The sequence below is a fragment of the Pseudomonas cucumis genome, from assembly GCF_030687935.1.
GTDB classification, from domain to species: domain Bacteria; phylum Pseudomonadota; class Gammaproteobacteria; order Pseudomonadales; family Pseudomonadaceae; genus Aquipseudomonas; species Aquipseudomonas cucumis.
Window position 1 is genome coordinate 4,168,644 of the sequence record NZ_CP117454.1, and the last position, 20,332, is coordinate 4,188,975.

Annotated in this window: 17 protein-coding genes; 10 read left to right on the forward strand and 7 right to left on the reverse strand. The window is 60.3% G+C overall.

The annotated features are described in order from the left end of the window. Genes bcsZ through PSH97_RS18970 form a run of 6 tightly spaced genes read left to right on the forward strand, consistent with a single transcriptional unit; the run spans position 1 to position 9,020 of the window. A complete protein-coding gene (gene bcsZ, locus PSH97_RS18945; protein ID WP_305446229.1) occupies positions 1-1,242 on the forward strand; it encodes a cellulose synthase complex periplasmic endoglucanase BcsZ in 1,242 nt (413 codons plus the stop codon). After that, positions 1,218-5,081, forward strand: coding sequence for a cellulose biosynthesis protein BcsC (locus PSH97_RS18950; protein WP_305446230.1), 3,864 nt, complete (start codon positions 1,218-1,220; stop codon positions 5,079-5,081). The genes bcsZ and PSH97_RS18950 overlap by 25 nt, the downstream gene beginning before the upstream one ends. 17 nt (positions 5,082-5,098) lie before the next feature. Further along, entirely contained in the window at positions 5,099-5,767 is a 669-nt protein-coding gene (locus tag PSH97_RS18955; protein ID WP_305446231.1) for an SGNH/GDSL hydrolase family protein, read from the forward strand. Beyond that, a complete protein-coding gene (locus PSH97_RS18960; RefSeq protein WP_305446232.1) occupies positions 5,764-6,438 on the forward strand; it encodes an alginate O-acetyltransferase AlgF in 675 nt (224 codons plus the stop codon). Before PSH97_RS18955 ends, PSH97_RS18960 begins: the two co-directional genes overlap by 4 nt. Positions 6,439-6,456: 18 nt before the next feature. After that, a complete protein-coding gene (locus tag PSH97_RS18965) occupies positions 6,457-7,866 on the forward strand; it encodes an MBOAT family O-acyltransferase (RefSeq protein ID WP_305446233.1) in 1,410 nt (469 codons plus the stop codon). Further along, complete coding sequence (locus PSH97_RS18970) at positions 7,866-9,020, forward strand: alginate O-acetyltransferase AlgX-related protein (protein ID WP_305446234.1); 1,155 nt, start codon at positions 7,866-7,868, stop codon at positions 9,018-9,020. Before PSH97_RS18965 ends, PSH97_RS18970 begins: the two co-directional genes overlap by 1 nt. Positions 9,021-9,131: 111 nt before the next feature. Here the strand turns inward: PSH97_RS18970 and PSH97_RS18975 are convergent, their stop codons facing one another. Further along, positions 9,132-9,344 carry a hypothetical protein gene (locus tag PSH97_RS18975; RefSeq protein ID WP_305446235.1) on the reverse strand — a complete coding sequence of 71 codons (213 nt, stop codon included), beginning with the start codon at positions 9,342-9,344 and terminating at the stop codon, positions 9,132-9,134. A gap of 92 nt (positions 9,345-9,436) precedes the next feature. Further along, positions 9,437-10,150: a FadR/GntR family transcriptional regulator gene (locus PSH97_RS18980; protein ID WP_007901747.1), complete on the reverse strand. Its 714-nt coding sequence runs from the start codon at positions 10,148-10,150 to the stop codon at positions 9,437-9,439. Positions 10,151-10,518: 368 nt separating this feature from the next. On the opposite strand from PSH97_RS18980, the gene PSH97_RS18985 reads away from it, so the two are divergent. Both PSH97_RS18985 and gudD read left to right on the forward strand, forming a co-directional pair. Then, positions 10,519-11,865, forward strand: a complete 1,347-nt coding sequence (locus PSH97_RS18985) for an MFS transporter (RefSeq protein ID WP_305446236.1) — start codon at positions 10,519-10,521, stop codon at positions 11,863-11,865. A 36-nt stretch (positions 11,866-11,901) separates the two neighbouring features. Beyond that, complete coding sequence (gudD, locus tag PSH97_RS18990; RefSeq protein WP_305446237.1) at positions 11,902-13,245, forward strand: glucarate dehydratase; 1,344 nt, start codon at positions 11,902-11,904, stop codon at positions 13,243-13,245. 128 nt (positions 13,246-13,373) lie between these two features. Here gudD and PSH97_RS18995 read toward each other — a convergent pair whose 3' ends face one another. Further along, the gene (locus PSH97_RS18995) at positions 13,374-14,252 is read right to left on the reverse strand and encodes a LysR substrate-binding domain-containing protein (protein WP_305446238.1); all 879 of its coding nucleotides are present in this window, start codon (positions 14,250-14,252) and stop codon (positions 13,374-13,376) included. A 155-nt stretch (positions 14,253-14,407) separates the two neighbouring features. Between PSH97_RS18995 and ampC the strand changes: the two genes are divergently transcribed. Further along, a complete protein-coding gene (ampC, locus tag PSH97_RS19000; protein ID WP_305446239.1) occupies positions 14,408-15,577 on the forward strand; it encodes a class C beta-lactamase in 1,170 nt (389 codons plus the stop codon). 189 nt (positions 15,578-15,766) lie between these two features. Here ampC and PSH97_RS19005 read toward each other — a convergent pair whose 3' ends face one another. Then, the gene (locus PSH97_RS19005) at positions 15,767-16,300 is read right to left on the reverse strand and encodes a DUF4174 domain-containing protein (RefSeq protein WP_305446240.1); all 534 of its coding nucleotides are present in this window, start codon (positions 16,298-16,300) and stop codon (positions 15,767-15,769) included. 178 nt (positions 16,301-16,478) lie between these two features. Here PSH97_RS19005 and PSH97_RS19010 point away from each other — a divergent pair, with 178 nt between their 5' ends. Beyond that, positions 16,479-16,847, forward strand: coding sequence for a VOC family protein (locus tag PSH97_RS19010; RefSeq protein WP_305446241.1), 369 nt, complete (start codon positions 16,479-16,481; stop codon positions 16,845-16,847). 7 nt (positions 16,848-16,854) lie between these two features. Here PSH97_RS19010 and PSH97_RS19015 read toward each other — a convergent pair whose 3' ends face one another. From PSH97_RS19015 to PSH97_RS19025, 3 genes are all read right to left on the reverse strand, one after another. Further along, on the reverse strand, positions 16,855-18,213 hold the full coding sequence (locus tag PSH97_RS19015; RefSeq protein WP_305446242.1) for an erythromycin esterase family protein: 1,359 nt from the start codon (positions 18,211-18,213) through the stop codon (positions 16,855-16,857). A gap of 93 nt (positions 18,214-18,306) precedes the next feature. Next, on the reverse strand, positions 18,307-19,092 hold the full coding sequence (locus PSH97_RS19020) for a sulfite exporter TauE/SafE family protein (protein WP_305446243.1): 786 nt from the start codon (positions 19,090-19,092) through the stop codon (positions 18,307-18,309). A gap of 257 nt (positions 19,093-19,349) precedes the next feature. Continuing rightward, on the reverse strand, positions 19,350-20,099 hold the full coding sequence (locus PSH97_RS19025; RefSeq protein WP_305446244.1) for a hypothetical protein: 750 nt from the start codon (positions 20,097-20,099) through the stop codon (positions 19,350-19,352). Between the last annotated feature and the right edge of the window lie 233 nt (positions 20,100-20,332).

The window sequence follows — 20,332 nt, forward strand, 5'->3', positions numbered from 1 at the left end:
ATGCCTGTGTCGTCCATGAGCAGCCGGGATGTTTCACTTCGCCAGAGCCTGCGCGGTAACGCGCGCAGGTTGAGCGCTGTGCTTGCGCTTGCCCTGCTGGCGCCCGCGATAGCGGCCGCAACCCCCTGTGAGCTGCCGGCCTGGCCACTGTGGAAAACCTATGCAACGCGCTTTGTCCAGGCCGACGGCCGGGTTCTGGAGTCGAGCCTGGAGAACAATCACAGCACCTCTGAAGGGCAGTCGTACGGCATGCTCTTCGCACTGATCGGCAACGATCAGCCACGCTTTGACAAACTCTGGCGCTGGACCTCAGCCAACCTCGCAGGCTCCGCCACCGCCACACGCCTGCCGGGCTGGTTATGGGGGCAAGGCACGGACGGTCAGTGGCGCCTGCAAGACGCCAATTCGGCCGCCGACGCCGACCTGTGGATCGCCTATGCCCTGCTCGAAGCCGCACGCCTGTGGCATCGGCCGGACTATCGCCAGGATGCCCTGCACCTGATGGCGACGATTGAAGCGCAATTGGTCGTCACGCTGCCCGGGCTGGGTCCGATGGTATTGCCTGGACCACAGGGCTTCGTCCTGCCGGACGCTCTCTGGCGTCTGAACCCCAGCTACCTGCCACTGCCACTGTTACGGCGGCTGGCCAAGGAAGCTCCCAACGGGCCCTGGCAAGCGATTGCCAACAACACCGCGACGATGATTGCCCAATCGAGCCACCACGGTTTCGTCGCGGACTGGGTCGGTTATCAAGGCACTTCAGCGCAATCGGGTGTCTTCGTCAGCGACCCGATCAACGGCGACACGGGCAGCTACGATGCCATTCGTGTGTACCTCTGGCTAGGCATGAGTGATACCTCCGACCCGCTGGCAGCGCTCCTGCTCAAACGGCTGGACGGCATGGCCCGCAGCACTGTCGCGACGGGTTCCCCCCCGGAAACAGTCCAGGTTCTCCACGGCAATGTTCAGGGTCAGAGCCCATTCGGATTCTGGGCTGCACTGATTCCCTACCTTGAGGCCAAGGGCCAACCCAGGTTGGCCGATCAGCAACGACGCCGCGTGGAGCTTGCCTTGCACGAGGCACTGGCCAGGCCTGATACCGACGCCGGTGCGCCGCGTTACTACAACTTCATGCTCAGCCTGTTCGCCCTCGGATGGGCAGATAAACATTACCGATTCCGGGAAGACGGAACGCTGAAACTCTCCTGGGAGACCGCATGCACGCGCATCACCGCACGCTAGCCATCGCCGTCATGAGCGCATGGACGACCGCTGCTGCCCACGCTCAAAGTCCGACACCACAGACATTACTCGTCGAGCAAGGACAGTACTGGCAGTTGCACAACAACCCTCAACGCGCTGCGGAAGTCTGGCTGAAAGTCCTGCTGCTGGACCCGGTCCAGGTTGACGCACTGTATGGCCTGGGCTTGATCGGCGTGCAACAGGGCAAGCCACAACAGGCGCAGCAATACCTCGCCCGCTTGCAGGCCATCCAGCCACCGCCTCGGCAGGCACTGCAATTGGCGCAGGACATCGGCATGACCCAACCGCAGAACCAGCAGCGTCTGGAAGAGGCTCGGCGCCTCGTCGATGCTGGTGAGCGTGACAAGGCGACCGCCGTGTTTCGCTCGCTGTTCGATGGCCGCCCACCTCAAGGTACGATCGGCCGCGAGTATTACAACAACCTTGCCTTCAATCAGGCTGACTGGGCTGAAGCACGCAGCGGATTTCAGCGCCTGCAACGTGAGATGCCCAACGACTCGATCGTCGCGCTGTTCTACGCCAAGCATCTGGTCCGCCGTGAAGACAGCCGTGCCGAAGGCATCCGCGCCCTGGCCGCCCTGACCCAGCGTAGCGACATTGCCGGTGATGCCGACGAAAGCTGGCGCCTGGCGCTGACCTGGATCGGTCCGCCCAATCCGGCACAAGTACCGTTGTTCGAGGCGTACCTCAAGACGCATCCGGATGACGTGGAAATCCGGGCGCAGATGAACAAGGGCAAGCAACAAGTGGCAACGACGGCCAGCAAGGAATGGCAACCGCCCGCCGAAGTCGCGCGCGGCCTGAAGGCGCTCAAAGAAGGCGATCAGGCCACCGCCGAACAGGCTTTTCAAGCACGCTTGAAAACCCGGCCCGATGACGCTGATGCGCTGGGCGGCCTTGGGGTTATTCGCCAGCAGCAACACCGACTGGTCGAAGCGGAAAAGCTCCTGGGTCAGGCCACCCGACAACACGGCGGCAGCCACTGGCAAGTTGCACTGAACGAAGTGCGCTACTGGTCGGCGTTGCAGCAGGCCCGCGACGCCCAGGCCAAAGGCCAGACAGCCCAGGCGCAGGTCCTGGTCAACCAGGCGCTGCGGCTGAATCCAAACGGGGTCGACGCTCGCCTCGCCCTGGCGAATATTCAGGCCAGCGCGGGCCAGTTCGATGACGCTCAGCGCAACTATCGGCAGATTTTGAACCTGCGCCGCGACGACCCTCAAGCACTGGAAGGGCTAGTCAACGTGCTGCTCAAGAGCGGCAAGAACGATGAAGCCCTGCAACTGATCAACAGCCTGCCCGCCACCGGACAGGCAAAGATCGGCCAGTCCGCACGCTTGCAAGCCTTTCGCGCGACGCAACTGGCCGCCCTCGCCGAACAACGCAACGACCTGCCCGCTGCGCGCAACGCCTTGCAAGACGCGCTGCGCTACGAACCGGACAACGTCTGGACGCGTTTCGCCCTGGCCCGCCTGAACCTGGCGATGGGCGAACCGCAAAAGGCTCGGGACCTGATCAACGCCATGCTCCAGGCCCACCCCGACAATGCCGATGCGCTTTACGTCAGCGCCTTGCTGTCGGTCCAGATGGGTGAGTGGAAAGCCGCCCAGACAACGTTGGGACGCTTGCGCCCCGACCAGCGCACCCCGGACATGGACGCGCTGGCCGCTGATGTCAGCCTCAACCTGCAACTCAGCCAGGCGATCGAGTTGGGCAAGCGCGGACAGCGCCAGGAAGCCCTGACCTTGCTCGATCGTATTCAGCCGACGGCCAACAACAGTCCAGATCGCACGGCGAGCCTGGCCTCGGCCTATGTCGACATCGGCGAGCCAACCCGTGCGCTGGCCCTCATGCGCGGCCAATTGCAAAACACCACGGTGCCCTCGGCGGACTTCATCCTGCAATACGCCGCTGTCCTGCTTAAATCCGGAGAAGACGCGCAGGTCAACGAGATTCTGCGCGACCTTCAGAACAGGCCCTTGAACGCACCGACTCGCAAGCGTTTCGACGACCTGCTCCATCTCTATCGCATCCGCCAGGCTGATCAGCTGCGTGAACGAGGCAATCTGGCCAGCGCTTATGACACGCTAGCGCCCGCCCTGGCGCAACGTCCCGGTGACAGCGCTGCCGTCGCGGCGCTGGCGCGGATGTACTCGGCCAATGGCGACACGGCAAAAGCCCTCGAACTCTACAAACCGCTGTTACAACGTCAGCCAAACGACCCGCAACTGCTGTTGGGTGCCGCCGACGCGGCGGTGTTGGCACATGACACTGCCTTTGCCGAACAGGCACTGCAACAGCTGCTCAAGACTGAATCCGGCAACCCTCAAACGCTGACAGAGGCCGCCCGCCTCTACCAGAACATGGGCAAGAACGGCACGGCGTCCGATCTGCTGCGCAAAGCGGTGGCCATTGAACAGAGTGAGAAACGCAGAAGCCAGAGCGGCCAACTGGCCGGTTCGACGGTGGCGCCCAACCCTTTTGCGGGGGTGTCGGGGCCACGTAGCGAGGTCAGTCGTGACACCTTGCTGGCAGCGATCCCGCCACCGGTTCAAGAGCTGCCAGGCCGCTTGACGTCTCCCCCTCCTTTTGGCATCGACGCCCCGCCACGGCCGCAGCAGGCGAGCAATCGATTCGAGTCGCAGCTGCCGCGCGCAGCACTGGTGAGCGAGGACATCAGTCCCGCGCAACTGGCGCTGAATAAAATCCTTCAGGAGCGTAGTGCCTACGTCACCCAGGGCGTGAGCATTCGCAGCAACAACAGTGAGTCGGGGCTGAGCAAACTGACTGATATTGAAACACCGCTGGAAATCAATATCCCGCTGGATGAAAGCCGTGTCGCCCTGCGCGTGACGCCGGTATCGCTGAACGCCGGCAGTGCCAGCGACGAGGCGCTGTCGCGCTTCGGTAATGGCGCCCAGAGTGGCAGCGTCGGTTCGCAAAAAGCCGAGGGTGTCGGCCTTTCCGTCGCCATTCAACGGCCCGCGGAAGGGCTCAAAGCTGATCTCGGCACCACCCCGCTCGGCTTCAAATACACCACCGCCACCGGCGGCATCAGCATTGATCGCCCGGTGAGCGACACCTCTAATGTCCGTTACGGCGTGAGCGTTTCCCGGCGTCCGGTGACTGACAGCGTCACCTCGTTTGCCGGCACCACGGACAAACGCAGCGGGCAGTCCTGGGGCGGCGTGACCGCCAACGGCGGGCGTGGCCAGTTGAGCTTTGACGATAACGAAGTCGGTGCCTATGGCTACGCCTCCTGGCACCAGCTATTGGGCAACCATGTCGAGTCCAATAGCCGAGGTGAGCTGGGCAGCGGTGTCTACTGGTACCTGCAAAATGCAACGGACAGCAAGCTGACCGTCGGCCTGAGCATGACCGGCATCAGCTACGCCAACAACCAGGACTATTTCACTTATGGCCACGGCGGCTATTTCAGCCCACAGACGTTCTTCGCCCTGGGCGTGCCAGTGACCTGGGCACAACGCTCCGGACGCTTGACGTATCAAGTCAAGGGTTCGGTCGGCGTGCAGCATTTCGAGCAGGACAGCGCCGACTATTTCCCCAACGACAAAGCCATGCAAGCGGCCTCGGGCCTGCGCTACGAAGGGCAAAACAAAACCGGGATCGGCTACAGCGTCGCCGCGGCGGCTGAATACAAGGTCGCTTCGAACTTCCTGCTGGGCGCGAATCTGGGCCTGGACAACGCCCACGACTACCAACAATTCAGTGGTGCCCTGTCCTTGCGCTACCAGTTCGAGGACATCAGCGGCCCTATGAGCCTGCCAGTCAGCCCGTACACCTCGCCTTATTCCAACTGATCATTCTGGAGCTTTCGATGCCCACTTCTGCCCTCGCCGGTCTGACTCTCCTTGTTCTTGGGGAGAGCCATATGAGTCTCGCGGACCATTTGCTGGAGCCGCTGCACGACAACCTGACTCGCCAAGGCGCCCAGGTTCATTCCATCGGTGCCTGCGGTGCCAGCGCCGGCGATTGGCTGATCAGCAAAAAGGTCGACTGCGGCGCCGAGCGCAAAGGCAACGACAAGATCGTGATCAAAGGGCGCGAGGCAACCACCACGCCGATTCAGGACCTGATCGCCGCCGACAAGCCGGACCTGGTGGTATTGGTCATCGGCGACACCATGGCGTCCTATGACAAGCCGGTGTTCCCAAAGGCCTGGGCATGGCAAAGCGTCACCGGCCTGGCCAAGGCCATCGCGGCCACCGGGACCCGTTGCGCCTGGGTGGGCCCGGCCTGGGGCAAAGCCGGTGGCATGTACCAGAAGAATGATGCACGCGCCCAGTTGATGTCGCAGTTTTTGGCCGCGAACGTAGCGCCTTGCACCTACATCGATTCGTTGACGTTCTCCAAACCCGGGCAGTGGATCACCACCGATGGGCAGCACTTCACCGTCGCCGGTTATCAAGCATGGGGCAATGCGATTGGCGGTGCGTTGGCCAAACTGCCCGCCGACCGCGTCAGCAGCACAGGAGCCGGCAAATGAGCCGATCCGCATGTGGCTGGGCACTGTTCGCGCCCTTGATGCTGAGCCTGCACGCCCAGGCCGCCGATATTGCCCTGTACCCGACGGGGCCGGATCAGGACTCGGCCTTCCTGCGCTTTATCAACGCCGCTGACCAACCGTTACAGCTGCTGGCCGAAGGCTCGCGGGCAAGCCTCAGACTCGAAGGCACCCATACCGTGTCCGACTACCTGCCCGTGCCCGCCAACCAGCCGATCAAGGGCACCCTGGAACGCAACGGCAAAAGCCAGCCACTGGACATCCAGGTGGCGGCAGGCGAATTCGCCAGCGTGGTCGCTTTGCCAGACAGCGCTCAAGGTATCCGCCAGGTCGTCATCCGTGAGCAACCCGACGACTTCAATAGCCTGAGGGCTTCGCTGGCGTTTATCAGCGCCGATCCAGCGTGCCCCCAGGCCGGTTTGCGCGCAGCGGGGAAGAATGCCGACCTGTTCAAGGAAGTGGCCGACGGCAGCGTGCAACGTCGAGCGATCAACCCGGTCAGCCTGTCGGTTCAATTGGTCTGCGCCCAAACCAACGTCGGCGCCCCACTTGACCTGGGCCAGCTCAAGGCCGGCGAGCGCTACAGCGTTGTGCTGCTACCTGGCGCAAATGGCCCGTACCTGTTGCTCGCGACTGACGTCCTGGCCCACTGATCGGATCGCGCCACCACCATGGTTTTTGCCTCTCTCGAGTTTCTGACGCTGTTCCTGCCGCTGTTCTTGTGCGGCTATACAGTGTGCCTAGCCGCCTGGCGCAACGTCACGTTACTGATCGGCAGCTGGCTGTTTTATGGCTGGTTGAGCCCTCGGTTCCTCGCTGTGCATGTGATGCTGACGATAACGGCGTGGGTCGGCGGCTTGCTGATTGAAGCCTTGCGGGAAAAGGGCAAGGGCCGTGTGCGGCTACTCGCGCTGCTGATCGTGCTCAACACGGCGGTGCTGTGCTGGTACAAGTACGCCAACATCGTCGCCGGCACGTTGATGGATGCCGTCACCTGGTATGGCGCCATGCCGCTGGACTGGCAGCGGGTCATCATGCCGGCCGGGCTATCGTTTATCGTATTGCAGGCGATTTCCTATCTGGTGGATGTGCATCGCCGTACCGTGCCGGTCGAACGCAGCTTCATTAATTACGCCACCTATATTTCGATGTTCGGCCATTCGGTCGCCGGCCCCATCATTCGCTATGACTGGGTTCGGCGTGAGCTGAATCAACGTGACTTCAACCTGCAGAATTTCTCGCTGGGCGCACGCCGGTTCATGGTCGGGATGTGCATGAAGGTGCTGGTGGCCGACACCCTGTCACCCGTGGTCGATGTGGCGTTCAGTTTGCCGAATCCCAGCTTCTCCGACGCCTGGGTTGGCTGCCTTGCCTACTCCCTGCAACTGTTTTTCGACTTCGCCGGCTACAGTGCCATGGCCATTGGGCTGGGACTGATGCTGGGTTTTCACTTTCCCGAGAACTTCGACCGTCCGTATCTGGCCAACAGCATTCAGGATTTCTGGCGTCGCTGGCACCTGTCGCTGTCCAGCTGGCTACGTGACTATCTTTATATTTCGCTGGGTGGCAATCGCAACGGCACCTGGAAAACGTATCGTAACCTGTTCCTGATCATGGCCATCGCCGGCCTCTGGCACGGTGGCGACAGCTGGAACTACCTGCTGTGGGGCAGCGCCCATGGCATTGCGTTGTGTGTGAATCGTGCCTGGAACAGCTCTACCCTGCCCCCGGTACCGCCGGTGCTTTCCCATGGGCTGACACTGCTATTCGTCTGCCTGGCCTGGACACTGTTCCGCGCCCCCGACTTTCATAGCGCGCTGAACCTGTATGCCGGACAGCTCGGCCTGCAGGGCATCGCCCTCGGTGATGAACTGTCCGCGACCCTGCGCCCGGTACACGGTCTTGCGGGCTTGCTGGGCGTGTTCGGTGTCATCGCACCGCTGCTGCGCCCTTACTGTGAGAAACAACTGAGCGGCCTTGTGTTCAACGCCGCCGCCCTTTGGCCCATCGCCGGTTTCATGCTGTCGTTCGCATTGATCGCCAGTCGCGAAACCGTACCCTTCCTGTACTTCCAATTCTGATGACGACCCCAAAGCACACCCCGCCCTCCACTCAGCCAGATGATCAGGCGACACCCGGCAGTCGGTTGGCAGGCGTGGCGCTGCTGATATTCCTGTTCGTCGGGCTGCTGTCCTCTGGCCGTCTGATCGTTTCAGGGCAGATCTCGCTGTTACCCGATCAAGGGCTGACCACGCAGATTTTTGACGGCGATATCACTCATCGGATCGCCAGGGAACTGTCGAACGCTGACCTCCCCACCACTTTCGCCAAGCTGGAGCGCGGTGTCAGTTGGCTGCTGCTCAGGGACACCGGGCCGCGGGTTCGCTCGGGTTGTCCCGAATGGTTGTTTTTGGCCGATGAGCTCAAGGTCAATCATCAAGCGCAGCGCAATGCCGATGCCAAAGTCCAGGCAGTGATTGATCTGAAGCAGCAGCTCTCCCAACGTGACATCAACCTCCTGGTGGTCATCGTTCCAGACAAGAGCCGCATCGCTTCCGAGCAGCGTTGCGCACTGCACCGTCCAGCCGCTTTCGAAGGGCGCATCCAGGCCTGGACCTCGAAGCTGGATGTGGCTGGCGTGCCGAATCTGGACCTCACCGGTGCGCTGACGCCACTGGGGGCAAGTGCCTGGTTGCGCACCGATACGCACTGGAGCGAATCCGGCGCGAAGACGGCGGCCGATGCCATCACACAGCACCTGAAGACCTTGGGTATCAGCGCAACGCCACACAGGTCGTTCAACGAAAGTCATGTCCCGCTCGCGGTGCGACCTGGCGATCTGGTCCATCTGGCAGGCATCGACTGGCTGCCACTCAAATGGCAACCCGCCCCGGAAATGGTGGCCCAGACCAGCACCCACGAACTTCCCGTTGCGTCAGCCGACAGCCCTGATACCGAGACAGACCTCTTTGGCGATGCCGACCTCCCCAACACCGCGCTCATTGGCACTTCATTCTCGCGCAACTCCAACTTCGCAGGGTTTCTGCAGCAGGCACTGAGCGCCCCCGTGGGTAACTTCGCCAAAGACGGCGGAGCGTTCTCTGGCGCGGCAAACAGCTACCTCAACAACCCGGCCTACAAAGAAACGCCACCAAAGCAAATCATCTGGGAAATCCCGGAGCGGGATCTCCAGTCGGCTTACATTGACCCCATTGCCTATCGCTCGTTGCGGTAGGCCAATCGCATCCGGCGGCGGTGCTTTTGTAGGAGCGAGGCCTGCCCGCGAAGAACGATGACGCGGTAAACCTGCATCCACAAAAAACCCGGCGCATCGGCCGGGTTTCGTTTATCGCCTGTCGTCGGACAATGGTGTTTCTTCATCCGGCGCGGGAATGTCTTCATCCAGATCGGGGTCCAGAGCCGGGTCCCTCCAGTCTTCAGGACGCTCAACTTCCGAATCGGCCGGGTCTCGCGAAGGGTCCATGCCGGGTGGTACGTCGTGATCCATCGACGGATCGTCCATATCGGGATGGGGTCTGACAGCGTTCTCGTTAGCCATGACGCACCTCACTGATGAGGTCCAGCGAATCTGGGCCGTACAGGTTGGAAACGAGCCTGCAAACGGGGTGCTATCGAGGAGACCAACGGCGGCTACCGATCAGCCGAAAAGCGGTCGCGGCTGTTGGTCAGATGCAGCCACATTGCCGCCCGCGCCGCATCCGGATCCTGGCGTCTGATGGCATTGAGAATCGCCTCGTGTTCAAGGTTGGCGAGCTGACCGAGCTTGCTCAAATCCGCCGACCCGCGCTCGGCGGCATTGACGCGGGTTCGGGGGATCATGGCGCTGCCCAGGTGCTGCATGATCTCGGTGAAGCACACATTGCCGGTGGCTTCGGCGATCAGCAGATGGAAGCGTTTGTCCGCCTCGACGCAACTGTCGTTGTTGGCCAACAGGCTTTGATAGTCATCCAGCGCTTCACGCATCTGCGCCAACTGCTGGTCTGTGCGACGAACCGCTGCCAGCGCCGCCGCCTGGGTTTCCAGGCCCATGCGCAACTCCAGAATACTGCGCACGCCCAGCGCGGTATCGACATTCAGCCGCAACCCCTGATCCGGTGCTCGCTCAAGAACAAAGGTGCCGATGCCATGACGGGTCTCCACCAGCCCCGAAGCCTGCAGCTTCGAGATTGCCTCGCGCACCACCGTGCGACTGACGCCATGCTCCTGAACAATCGAGTTCTCCGACGGCAGCTTGTCCCCCGGCACCATCTGGCCGAGCAGGATGCTCTGGGTCAGTTTGCTCACCAGATCATGGGCCAGGTTGTGGGCACGCTTGCGGGCAGGTGCGTCAATGTCTTCTTGCATGGTGATTTATCCGTAAAGCGGGTATCCGGATCGTAGCACTGCGCTCGCTTCCCGGTGACGGGAATCTCAACAAAATGCCGCTCAACTTGTATGACAACACTCAATAATCATGCTGAAACAGACGATTTAAACTTATCAAATCCAGGATCATCATCGCGATAAAGAAAAAATCACCGACTGAACAAATCCTGACACAACCCAGTAAATACGCCACACAAAACCAAAAAACGAATAAAAAACCTCCCACCTAGCGCCATTTTGTTGAGAGACAACACTTGTAGGACAAAAAAATCTAGTTGTATGATGTCTATCAACAACGCAGCACCCAGCGACACCCCGCATAAAAATAACGAGTGGGAGAAAAAGCAGTGAATACATCCATATCCGGGATGAACGATGGCGCCGATTCGGTCCTGAAGTCCGCCATCTCAAAAGTGAAACGCCACGTTCTGCCGCTGTTCGTGATCATGTTCATCGTCAACTACATCGACCGTGTGAACATCGGCTTCGTCCGCGCCCACATGGAACATGACTTAGGCATTGGCGCTGCCGCCTACGGCCTCGGTGCCGGTCTGTTTTTCATCGGTTACGCGCTGTTCGAAGTCCCCTCCAACATCCTCCTGCAAAAAGTCGGCGCACGAATCTGGCTGACCCGCATCATGCTGACCTGGGGTCTGGTGGCCGCCTGCATGGCGTTCATTCAGAACGAAACCCACTTCTACATCCTGCGGTTTTTACTGGGCGTGGCCGAAGCCGGTTTCTTCCCTGGGGTGATTTATTACTTCACCCGCTGGTTGCCCGGCGTCGAACGCGGCAAGGCGATTGCGATCTTCCTCAGCGGTTCGGCCATTGCGTCGCTGATTTCCGGTCCGCTGTCCGGGTTGCTACTGCAGATCAGCGGTTTGGGCATGCATGGCTGGCAGTGGATGTATTTCATCGAGGGGATGTTCTCGGTCGGGCTGTGCGTGTTCGTCTGGTTCTGGCTGGATTCCAAACCCCATGACGCCAAATGGCTGACCCGTCCCGAGCAGGACGCGCTGGTCAAAGCCATCGATGACGAACAACTGGCCCGCGAAGCCGCGACGCCGATCAAACCGTCGCTGGGCACGCTGCTCAAGGATCGTCAGATCATCCTGTTCTGCCTGATCTACTTCTTCATCCAGCTGACCATCTATGCCGCGACCTTCTGGCTGCCGAGCATCATCAAGAAGATGGGCGACCTGAGCGACATTCAGGTCGGGTTGTTCAACTCGATTCCGTGGTTGTTGTCGATCGTCGGCATGTACGCCTTCGCCACGCTGTCGGCCAAATGGAAACACCAGCAAGCCTGGGTCGCCGCTGCGCTGCTGATCGCTGCCGCCGGGATGTTCATGTCCACCACGGGCGGGCCGATCTTCGCCTTCGTCGCCATCTGCTTCGCCGCGCTGGGTTTCAAATCGGCATCGTCGCTGTTCTGGCCGATTCCCCAGGCGTACCTGGATGCACGGATTGCTGCCGGCGTGATCGCACTGATCAACTCGGTGGGCAACCTCGGTGGCTTCGTTGCGCCGACCACCTTCGGTTTGCTGGAAGAACACACCGGGTCGATTCAGGGCGGGCTGTACGGCCTGGCCGCCACCTCGATCATCGCCGCGATCATCGTCTTCGCCGCGCGCAATAAACCGAAACCCGCACCTGTGGTTGCCCCGGGCAAACCAGCACCTAATCACGCCTGAACACTCATGTAAGAGCACGATTTTAAGGACAAGAAAATGAACCCACAAGAAGCCGCAAAAGCCCCGATCATCACCAGCATGCAGGTTGTTCCCGTGGCCGGCCACGATGGCATGCTGCTAAATCTGAGCGGCGCCCACGGCCCGTTTTTCACCCGCAACATCGTGATTCTCAAGGACAACGCCGGCCACACTGGCGTCGGTGAAGTGCCGGGTGGCGAGCGTATTCGCCAGACGCTGGAAGACGCGCGCGCATGGGTGGTCGGCAGCCCGATCGGCACTTACCAGAAGATCCTCAATCAAGTGCGCCAGACCTTTGCCGATCGGGATGCTGGTGGTCGCGGCCTGCAGACCTTCGACCTGCGCATCACCATTCACGCGGTCACCGGTCTGGAAGCCGCACTGCTCGACTTGCTCGGTCAGCACCTGGATGTGCCGGTCGCAGCCCTGCTCGGCGAAGGCCAGCAGCGCGACGAAGTTAAGATGCTCGGTTATCTTTTTTATGTCGGTGATCGCAACGAAACCGACCTGGCCTACCGCAGCGAACCAGACGCCGACAACGACTGGTTCCGTGTACGTCACGAAAAAGCCATGAGCGCCGACGCCGTGGTGCGCTTGGCCGAAGCCGCCCACGCCCGTTACGGCTTCAAAGACTTCAAACTCAAGGGCGGCGTGTTGAGTGGCGACGAGGAAATCGAAGCGGTCACCGCCCTCGCCGAACGTTTCCCCGACGCGCGCATCACCCTTGATCCGAATGGCGCCTGGTCGCTGAAAGAAGCGATCCACCTGTGCCGGGATCAGCATCACGTTCTCGCCTACGCCGAAGACCCGTGCGGTGCGGAAAACGGTTACTCAGGCCGGGAAGTCATGGCTGAATTCCGCCGTGCCACGGGTCTGAAAACCGCGACCAACATGATCGCCACCGACTGGCGGGAAATGGGCCATGCGATCCAGTTGCAGTCAGTGGATATTCCTTTGGCAGACCCGCACTTCTGGACCCTGCAGGGCTCGGTGCGGGTGGCGCAGATGTGCCACGAATGGGGCCTGACCTGGGGCTCGCATTCCAACAACCACTTCGATATTTCCCTGGCCATGTTCACCCACGTCGCGGCCGCCGCGCCGGGTGAGATCACCGCCATCGACACTCACTGGATCTGGCAGGACGGCCAGCGCCTGACCAAGTCACCGCTGCAAATCGTCGATGGCTGCGTGCAGGTGCCGAAAAAACCTGGCCTGGGGGTTGAGCTGGACATGGATCAACTGGCCAAGGCTCATGAGTTGTACAAAGGCATGGGACTGGGTGCGCGGGACGACAGCGTGGCGATGCAGTTTCTGATTCCGGGGTGGAAATTCGATAACAAGCGGCCGTGCCTGGTGCGCTAAGTTTCTGAAAGCACCGCAATCCCTGTGGGAGCGAGCCTGCTCGCGATGAGACCGTAACAGCCAACATCATCATTGACTGTCACACCGCCATCGCGAGCAGGCTCGCTCCCACAGGGGAGGCGTTCACGCTAATTCCTCTGGGCCGCTTGCAGCAGCCAGCCCTTGAACGCCGCCATCGCCGAGGTTTCAGGTCGCGACTGCAAGCGGGTCAGCCAGTAGCTACCCGTGGTGATCCCGATGGCAAACGGCTGCTCGATTGCGCCCGCCGCCAGTTGCCGAGAGAACATCAAGGGCGGCGCCAATGCCACTCCCGCCCCTTGCAGCGCCGCTTCCATCATCGCCAGCGACGAGTCGAAGACGATGCTCCGGGGCGTTGCGGCATGGGCCGAAAGACCGGTCGCCTGGAACCACTCCGGCCACTCATCCGTGCGGTAGGAGCGCAATAGCGTTTGCCGCAACAGGTCAGCCGGTGTGTGCAATTGTCGCGCAACCTCGGGAACGCAGAGCACCGACAGCGGCGCCTCGATCAACCGCACCGCTTCAATCCCATGCCACGCCCCCGCGCCAAAACGAATGGCATAATCCAGACCTTCGGCGGCCACATCCACCCGGTTGTTGTTGGTCGAAAGACGCAAATCTATGAACGGATGTTTCGACTGAAAATCCGCCAGCCGTGGCAACAGCCAGCCGACCGCGAAAGTCCCCACGGCCCCCACCGTCAACACCTCGCGAAAATGCCCGCCCTCGAAACGCTCCAGGGTCTCGGCAATCCGGTCGAACGAATCGCGCAACACCGGCAGCAGAGTTTCACCTTCGCTGGTCAGCATCAGGCCGCGGGGCAGGCGTTTGAACAAGGTCACATTAAGCTGGGCTTCAAGGCTTTTGACCTGATGGCTCACCGCCGCCTGCGTGACGCACAACTCCACCGCCGCCCGCGTGAAACTCAAATGGCGCGCCGAAGCCTCGAAAGCGCGCAGCGCATTCAGCGGCAAATGAGGTCGAATCATGCCAACTCCCAAAATTTTCTAATGGCTCATCCGAAATATCGTCGTTTGTCGGTCTTCGCCAAACTGCATAGATTTGGCTCGCCCAGCAGCGGACCGGCTTAAAAACCGCTTGGAGTGTAGCGGTTAACACCCCGTAAAATCATGGAATTGAAACAATGACAAACAAGAAAATTATTGCCGGATTGAAGATTCTTGCGGCTTGCATGGCGGTATTTGGCGCAAGCCATTGTGTGGCCGCGACCCAGACAGATCAGCCCATCGAGAAGATTGTTAACGACGCTGTGCGGCCTGTCTTGAAGGCTCAGGGCATTCCTGGCATGGCCGTGGCAATAACGGTCAACGGAAAGCAGCATTACTTTAATTACGGCGTGGCGTCGAAAGAAACCGGGCGCCCGGTGGCAAACGACACCTTGTTCGAGATCGGTTCGGTGAGCAAAACCTTCACCGCCACCCTCGCCGCCTATGCCCAGGCCACAGGCAAACTGGCCCTGTCGGACAACGCCAGTCAGGTCCTGCCCACATTGCGTGGCAGCACGTTTGACAACATCAGCGTGCTGCAACTCGGCACCTACACCGCCGGCGGTCTGCCGCTGCAGTTCCCCAGCGATGCAGACCATCAGGACAAAATGCTCGGCTATTTCAAGCAGTGGAAACCGACCTACGCCGCCGGCACTCATCGCCAGTATTCAAACCCCAGCCTTGGATTGTTCGGCTATCTGGCGGCGCAAAGCATGGGTGCGCCATTCGATAAGCTGATGGAAAAAACCTTGCTGCCGAAACTCGGCCTCAAGCACAGCTACCTCAAGGTGCCGCAGGATCAGATGGGGCTTTATGCTCAGGGTTACAGCAAAGACGACAAACCTGTGCGAGTCGAACCGGGCGCACTGGATTCTGAAGCGTATGGCGTGAAAACCAGCGCCTCGGACCTGCTTCGCTATGTTGAAGCGAACATGAATCCGACTTCGCTGGAAAAGCCCTTGCAGCAAGCCATCGCCATCACTCACACAGGCTATTATCAGGTTGGCGACATGACTCAAGGGTTGGGATGGGAGTTCTACAACTATCCGGTAACGCTCGATACATTGCTGGCGGGCAACTCGTCGCAAATGGCGCTTGAGCCTCATGAAGTCCGATGGCTAAACCCGCCGCAACCGCAACGCGACACCGTGCTGATCAACAAAACCGGCTCAACCGGCGGCTTTGGCGCCTATGTCGCCTTTATCCCGGCGAAGGACATCGGCATCGTGATCCTGGCCAACAAAAACTACCCGAACGCAGAGCGAATCAAAATCGCCCACAACATATTGGCTGCGCTGAGCGACTGACGGATCAAAAGTCAAAATCAAAAGATCGCAGCCGGCGCAGAACCTGTGGGAGCGTGGCTTGCCCGCGAAGAACGATGACGCGTAGTAGCAGACAAACCGCAGTGCATTCTTCGCGGGCAAGCCACGCTCCCACAGGATTTTCGTCGCTCAAATTTCTTAATTTACCGGCATTGGTTCAAGCAGCAGAACTCAATCATCCGGCTGCTCAGGCGGCTTGGCAGGCTTCGCCGGTTTGCCTTTTGCGCCTTTGGCCGGTGCAACGTCAGCCACCGGCGCTGGCACCGGTACCGTGGCTTCCTTTTCGGCGGCTGGCAGCTCGTCGATGGTGCTGAAAATCTCTTTCAGCTCGACCACATCCTTTTCAAGCTTCTTTTCCCCGTCCTTGCCGACCAGAATTATTTTGCTTTTCGCCCCGGCGCCCAGCTTGAGCGAGCGGATCAACGCCATTGTCGTTTGCGGGTCGAGGTCTTTGCCGTCGCGCTGACCCATCGTATTGATCACGGTATACAGCACCATGTTTCGCTCGGTGAAGCCCTTGCGACTGGCGGGTTCATCCAGCGATTTTTTCAGGTTGACCCAAGTGGGGTCGACCGAACTGGGCGCGATGACAATCAGGGGCCGGGCCCTGCCCACGTCTTTAACCAGAGGGGAATCGTCATCGGCGGCGAACAGGGGGCCGACGAAAGCCAGCAGAGTAGCCAGGGTCAAAGACCTGATGAGCATGCGCATCTCCTTTTGATATCCACGCTCTAATGATTGCGCATCGCGGCGAACGTTCCGGGTGACGCACCGTATTTGTGTTCGCCTTGCCCCAAGCTTAGGTCAGGGCGGTCATTGCGCAACAGCCTGAGCTAATCTCATGGCACGACTTGCCCACCTGATTCGCCGTGAGGATTTTTCCATGAGCGCTCAGCTGAACCACACCATCGTCTGGTGCCGTGACAAACAAGTCTCGGCCCGCTATCTGACCGACCTCCTCGGCCTGCCCGATGCAGAGCCGTTCGGGCCGATGCTGGTGGTCAAGTTCGATAACGGGGTGTCACTGGACTTCTACAACAACGACCCGCCCATCGCGTCCCAGCACTATGCGTTCTTGATCGGCGACGAAGACTTCGATGCGGCCTTCGCTCGCCTGCAAGCGCTCAAGCAGCCCTGGTGGGCAGATCCGGGCAAGCAACGGCCGAACGAGATCAACGATTACGGCGGTGGCCGGCGGGTGTATTTCGATGACCCCGATGGGCATCTGCTGGAGATCTTCACCCGGGAATAGAGCCCCGTCAGATGCCGAACGGAAAGGTATCTTCCTCATGCTCCATGAACTCAGGCTCCGGCAATGGCGAGACCGCTTGGGTTTTTTCGATCCAGACAAAAGCGTCGAACTGCTCCGCCAGCACGGCCTGAAAGTAATGGCTCTGGCGCTCGGTCCTGGGTCGATAGATGACGCCGATGGCGCGCTCAAGTAGCGGCTCGGCCAGTACGTCCAGCAATTCCTCGCTCGGTGACGTCCGCCAATCAAGCAGTGCTGCGGGGACGCCGGCCTGGAGAAACAGTTGCTCCCAGCTGTCGGCCAATGCCGGGTTCACCTGTTTGACCTGCATCGGCTCATCCCAGTCATCGGCGGCAGCGACGGTGCCGTGGTCGGTGCCCATGCCGATCAGTACCGCTTGTGAGCCGTAGGCCGTGCGGCACAACTGGCCGATGTTGAATTGCCCTTCCCAACCCATTTGCGTGGCGGCGGCGTTACCGATGTGTGAGTTATGCGCCCACACCACCGCTTTGGCACCTGCCCCGCGATGCGCCATCAGGGTTTGCAAGGTGTCGAACATGTGCCGGTCACGCAGGTTCCACGAGGCGGTCGAGCCGCGGTACATGGCGCGGTAATACTGCTCGGCGGCCCGCACCACGCGGGCGTTCTGGGTGGCGCTGAAAAACGCCTCGTCGTCGGCCACCATCGGGTCGAGCCGTTCGCCCAGCAGCACATTCAATTGCTCGACCACTGCATCCTCGCACGTGGCCAGGTTGCCCCGCTCGGCGAAATGACCGTACAGCGCCGGGTCGTCATGCCACGGCGTCAGGCAGCTGTAGCGATGTCGAGCTTCTTTTGCCAGCTGCGGGTCGGTCTTATCGAGATAGCTCAGTACTTCGTCGATGGAGTGACGCATGCTGTAAACATCCAGCCCCCGAAACTCCACACGCTGCTCGGGCGTCAGCCCGCGGTTATGGTGGTGCAGCCAGCGGGTAAAGGTCTGCACGGCCGTGTTGCGCCACATCCAGGTGGGGAATCGGGCGAAGGCCTGTTTTTTCCAGGCGGAGCGGCCCAGGTCACGGACGCATCGGTCAATCTGTCCGGCATCGGGCCAGTCGGCCTCGACCGCGACGATGCCGAAGCCGTGCTGCTCGATCAGGCGGCGGGTGATCGCCGCTCGGGTCTGGTAGAAGTCCTGGGTGCCGTGGCTGGCTTCGCCGATCAGCACCACGCTGGCATCGCCAAAGCGGTCGAACATTTCGCCGAATTCAGGTGAGTCGAGTGCAGGCAACGGCTCGGCATGGCGGCGCAACACTTCGGCCGCGTTGCCGGGTGGCTCGCCACGGGGGCGACGGAACCGGCGCAGAAGATCGTTTACGGGGCTGTTCATGGACGTCATGACCTCATCTGAACGTGGTCATAGTTTTGACTACGTCAGCGAGAGCATGATTCCGCTAAATTCAGTGATGTATACGGTGCCGGATCAGAACGCCAGCTTGTAGCCGATCAGCACCAGCATCGTGGCCAGGCACGGACGCAGCAGTTCGTCGGAGATACGCCCGGTCAAGTGGCTGCCCAGGTAAATCCCCGGCAGCGAACCGACCAGCAAGTAGCCCAAAACGTGCCAATCCATGTTGCCCATGCTCGCGTGGCCCAGGCCGGCGACCAGGGTCAGGGGCACCGCGTGAGCGATTTCGGTGCCGACCAGGCGGCGGGTCGGCAGCATCGGGTACAGGATGAACAGTGCTACGGTGCCCAGAGCACCAGCGCCGATGGAGGTCAGGGCCACCATGGTGCCCAGGACCAGACCGGTGATGACGGTCAGTGCATTCAACCGCGAGCCGCTGGGGTTGTAGTGGCCACCCGCTCGTTTATGGGCGAAGTCGAGCAAGCGTTTCTTGAAGAAAATCGCCAGAGCCGTGGCGAACAGCACGAAGCCCAGCGCTTGTTTGATGACGGCATTCATCGCGTCGGGTGAGGTCTGCAAACTGCTCAGGAACCACAGCGTCAGCGCCACCGCCGGCACACTGCCGAGGGTCAGCCATCCGGTGATCGCCCAGTCGATGTTCTTGTTCTTGCGATGAACCAGCACACCACTGGATTTGGTAATGGCCGCGTACAGCAAGTCCGTGCCCACCGCCGTGGCCGGGTTGACGCCGAACCACAACAGAATGGGGGTCATCAACGAACCGCCCCCGACGCCGGTCATGCCGACAATAAAGCCGACCACCAGACCTGCAACGACCAACCCGAAATTACCGAATTCCATTAATACGCCCAGAAAATCGCAGGGAAATAACCGGCTCGCAGCATAGCGATTTTTCTTATAACCAGTTATATCGATGCGGTCTATCGTTATGCCAACTCATTGGGCCGGAACACGATCTTCTTTCTTTCAAATCCCTGTGGGAGCTGGCTTGCCTGCGATGCAGACGACTCGGTTTAACGTCGAACCGAGTTGATGCAATCGCAGGCAAGCCAGCTCCCACAAAAGCTCCCCCACAGGGATTGGATTTAGCACTCGCTTTATTGCACCGGCAAGAAATTCAGAAACAGCAAACTCTGGGCGTAGTTGAGGCCGATCCGTCGATAGCGTTCGTCGAGCATCTGGGTCAACAGGTCCAGCCGCGCGACGATCTTGCCGAACTCCACGGCGAAGCTCAGGTTGCTGCCCTCCTCCGAGATTTCGTTGGAAAACAGCAACGGCTCGCCTTGTTTGGTTTGCCGCTGACTCAAGATCCAGGTGGCTTTCTCGATGTTGCGCGCGGCATTGCTGACGAAGGTCGGGTTGATCGCATCCGTCATGTAGAACTCCAGCCGATTGCCGTGGGCGGTGACCAGCATGCTGCCGATGGCATAGATGAAGGCACCTACCCGGTCGCCGAGGAATTCCGGACTCATCGCATAGCTCAGCGCGGCGAGGTCTTTTTTGCCGCCGAGGGTGGGCAGTGGCTGTTGCTGTTCGATGGCCATGCGCACTTGTTTTTCCGCGGTGCCGACATCGAGGAAGCCGGATTTTTTCAGCTCCTCCGGGTTGCGCAGGTAGAGCTTGTTCATCAGTAGGTAAAGGCTTTCGAGGTTGTCGCGCATCGTCAGAGTCGCCATGCGGTCGACGCTGGTCTGGAGGAATTCCTGGGGTTTGCCGTTGCGAAACTGGCTGACGATATCGTTACCCGGTTGATGGCTGCAGCCACTGGCGAAGAGCAGCGACAAGCTAATCAACAGCAAGCAATGACGACGAATGCGCAGGGTAAAGCGGGGTAAAACTCGAGCCATGGGTTCTTGAACTTGGGCATGGGCCGGCAGTGGGGATCGCCGCGGGCTGGCCAAGGATAGAACCGCGAAAGCCGAAAAAGTGCAGTGCCGGTGGTCCGCAAGCGCTGACCATCGTGAAAGCAACCTTGATTAGTCATACTTTATAATTGCAACATGGCATTAATAAGCTATAAATCCTTCCTTGATCGCGTTAAATCTCGATTATTAGTATGACTACTTATCACAAAACAACA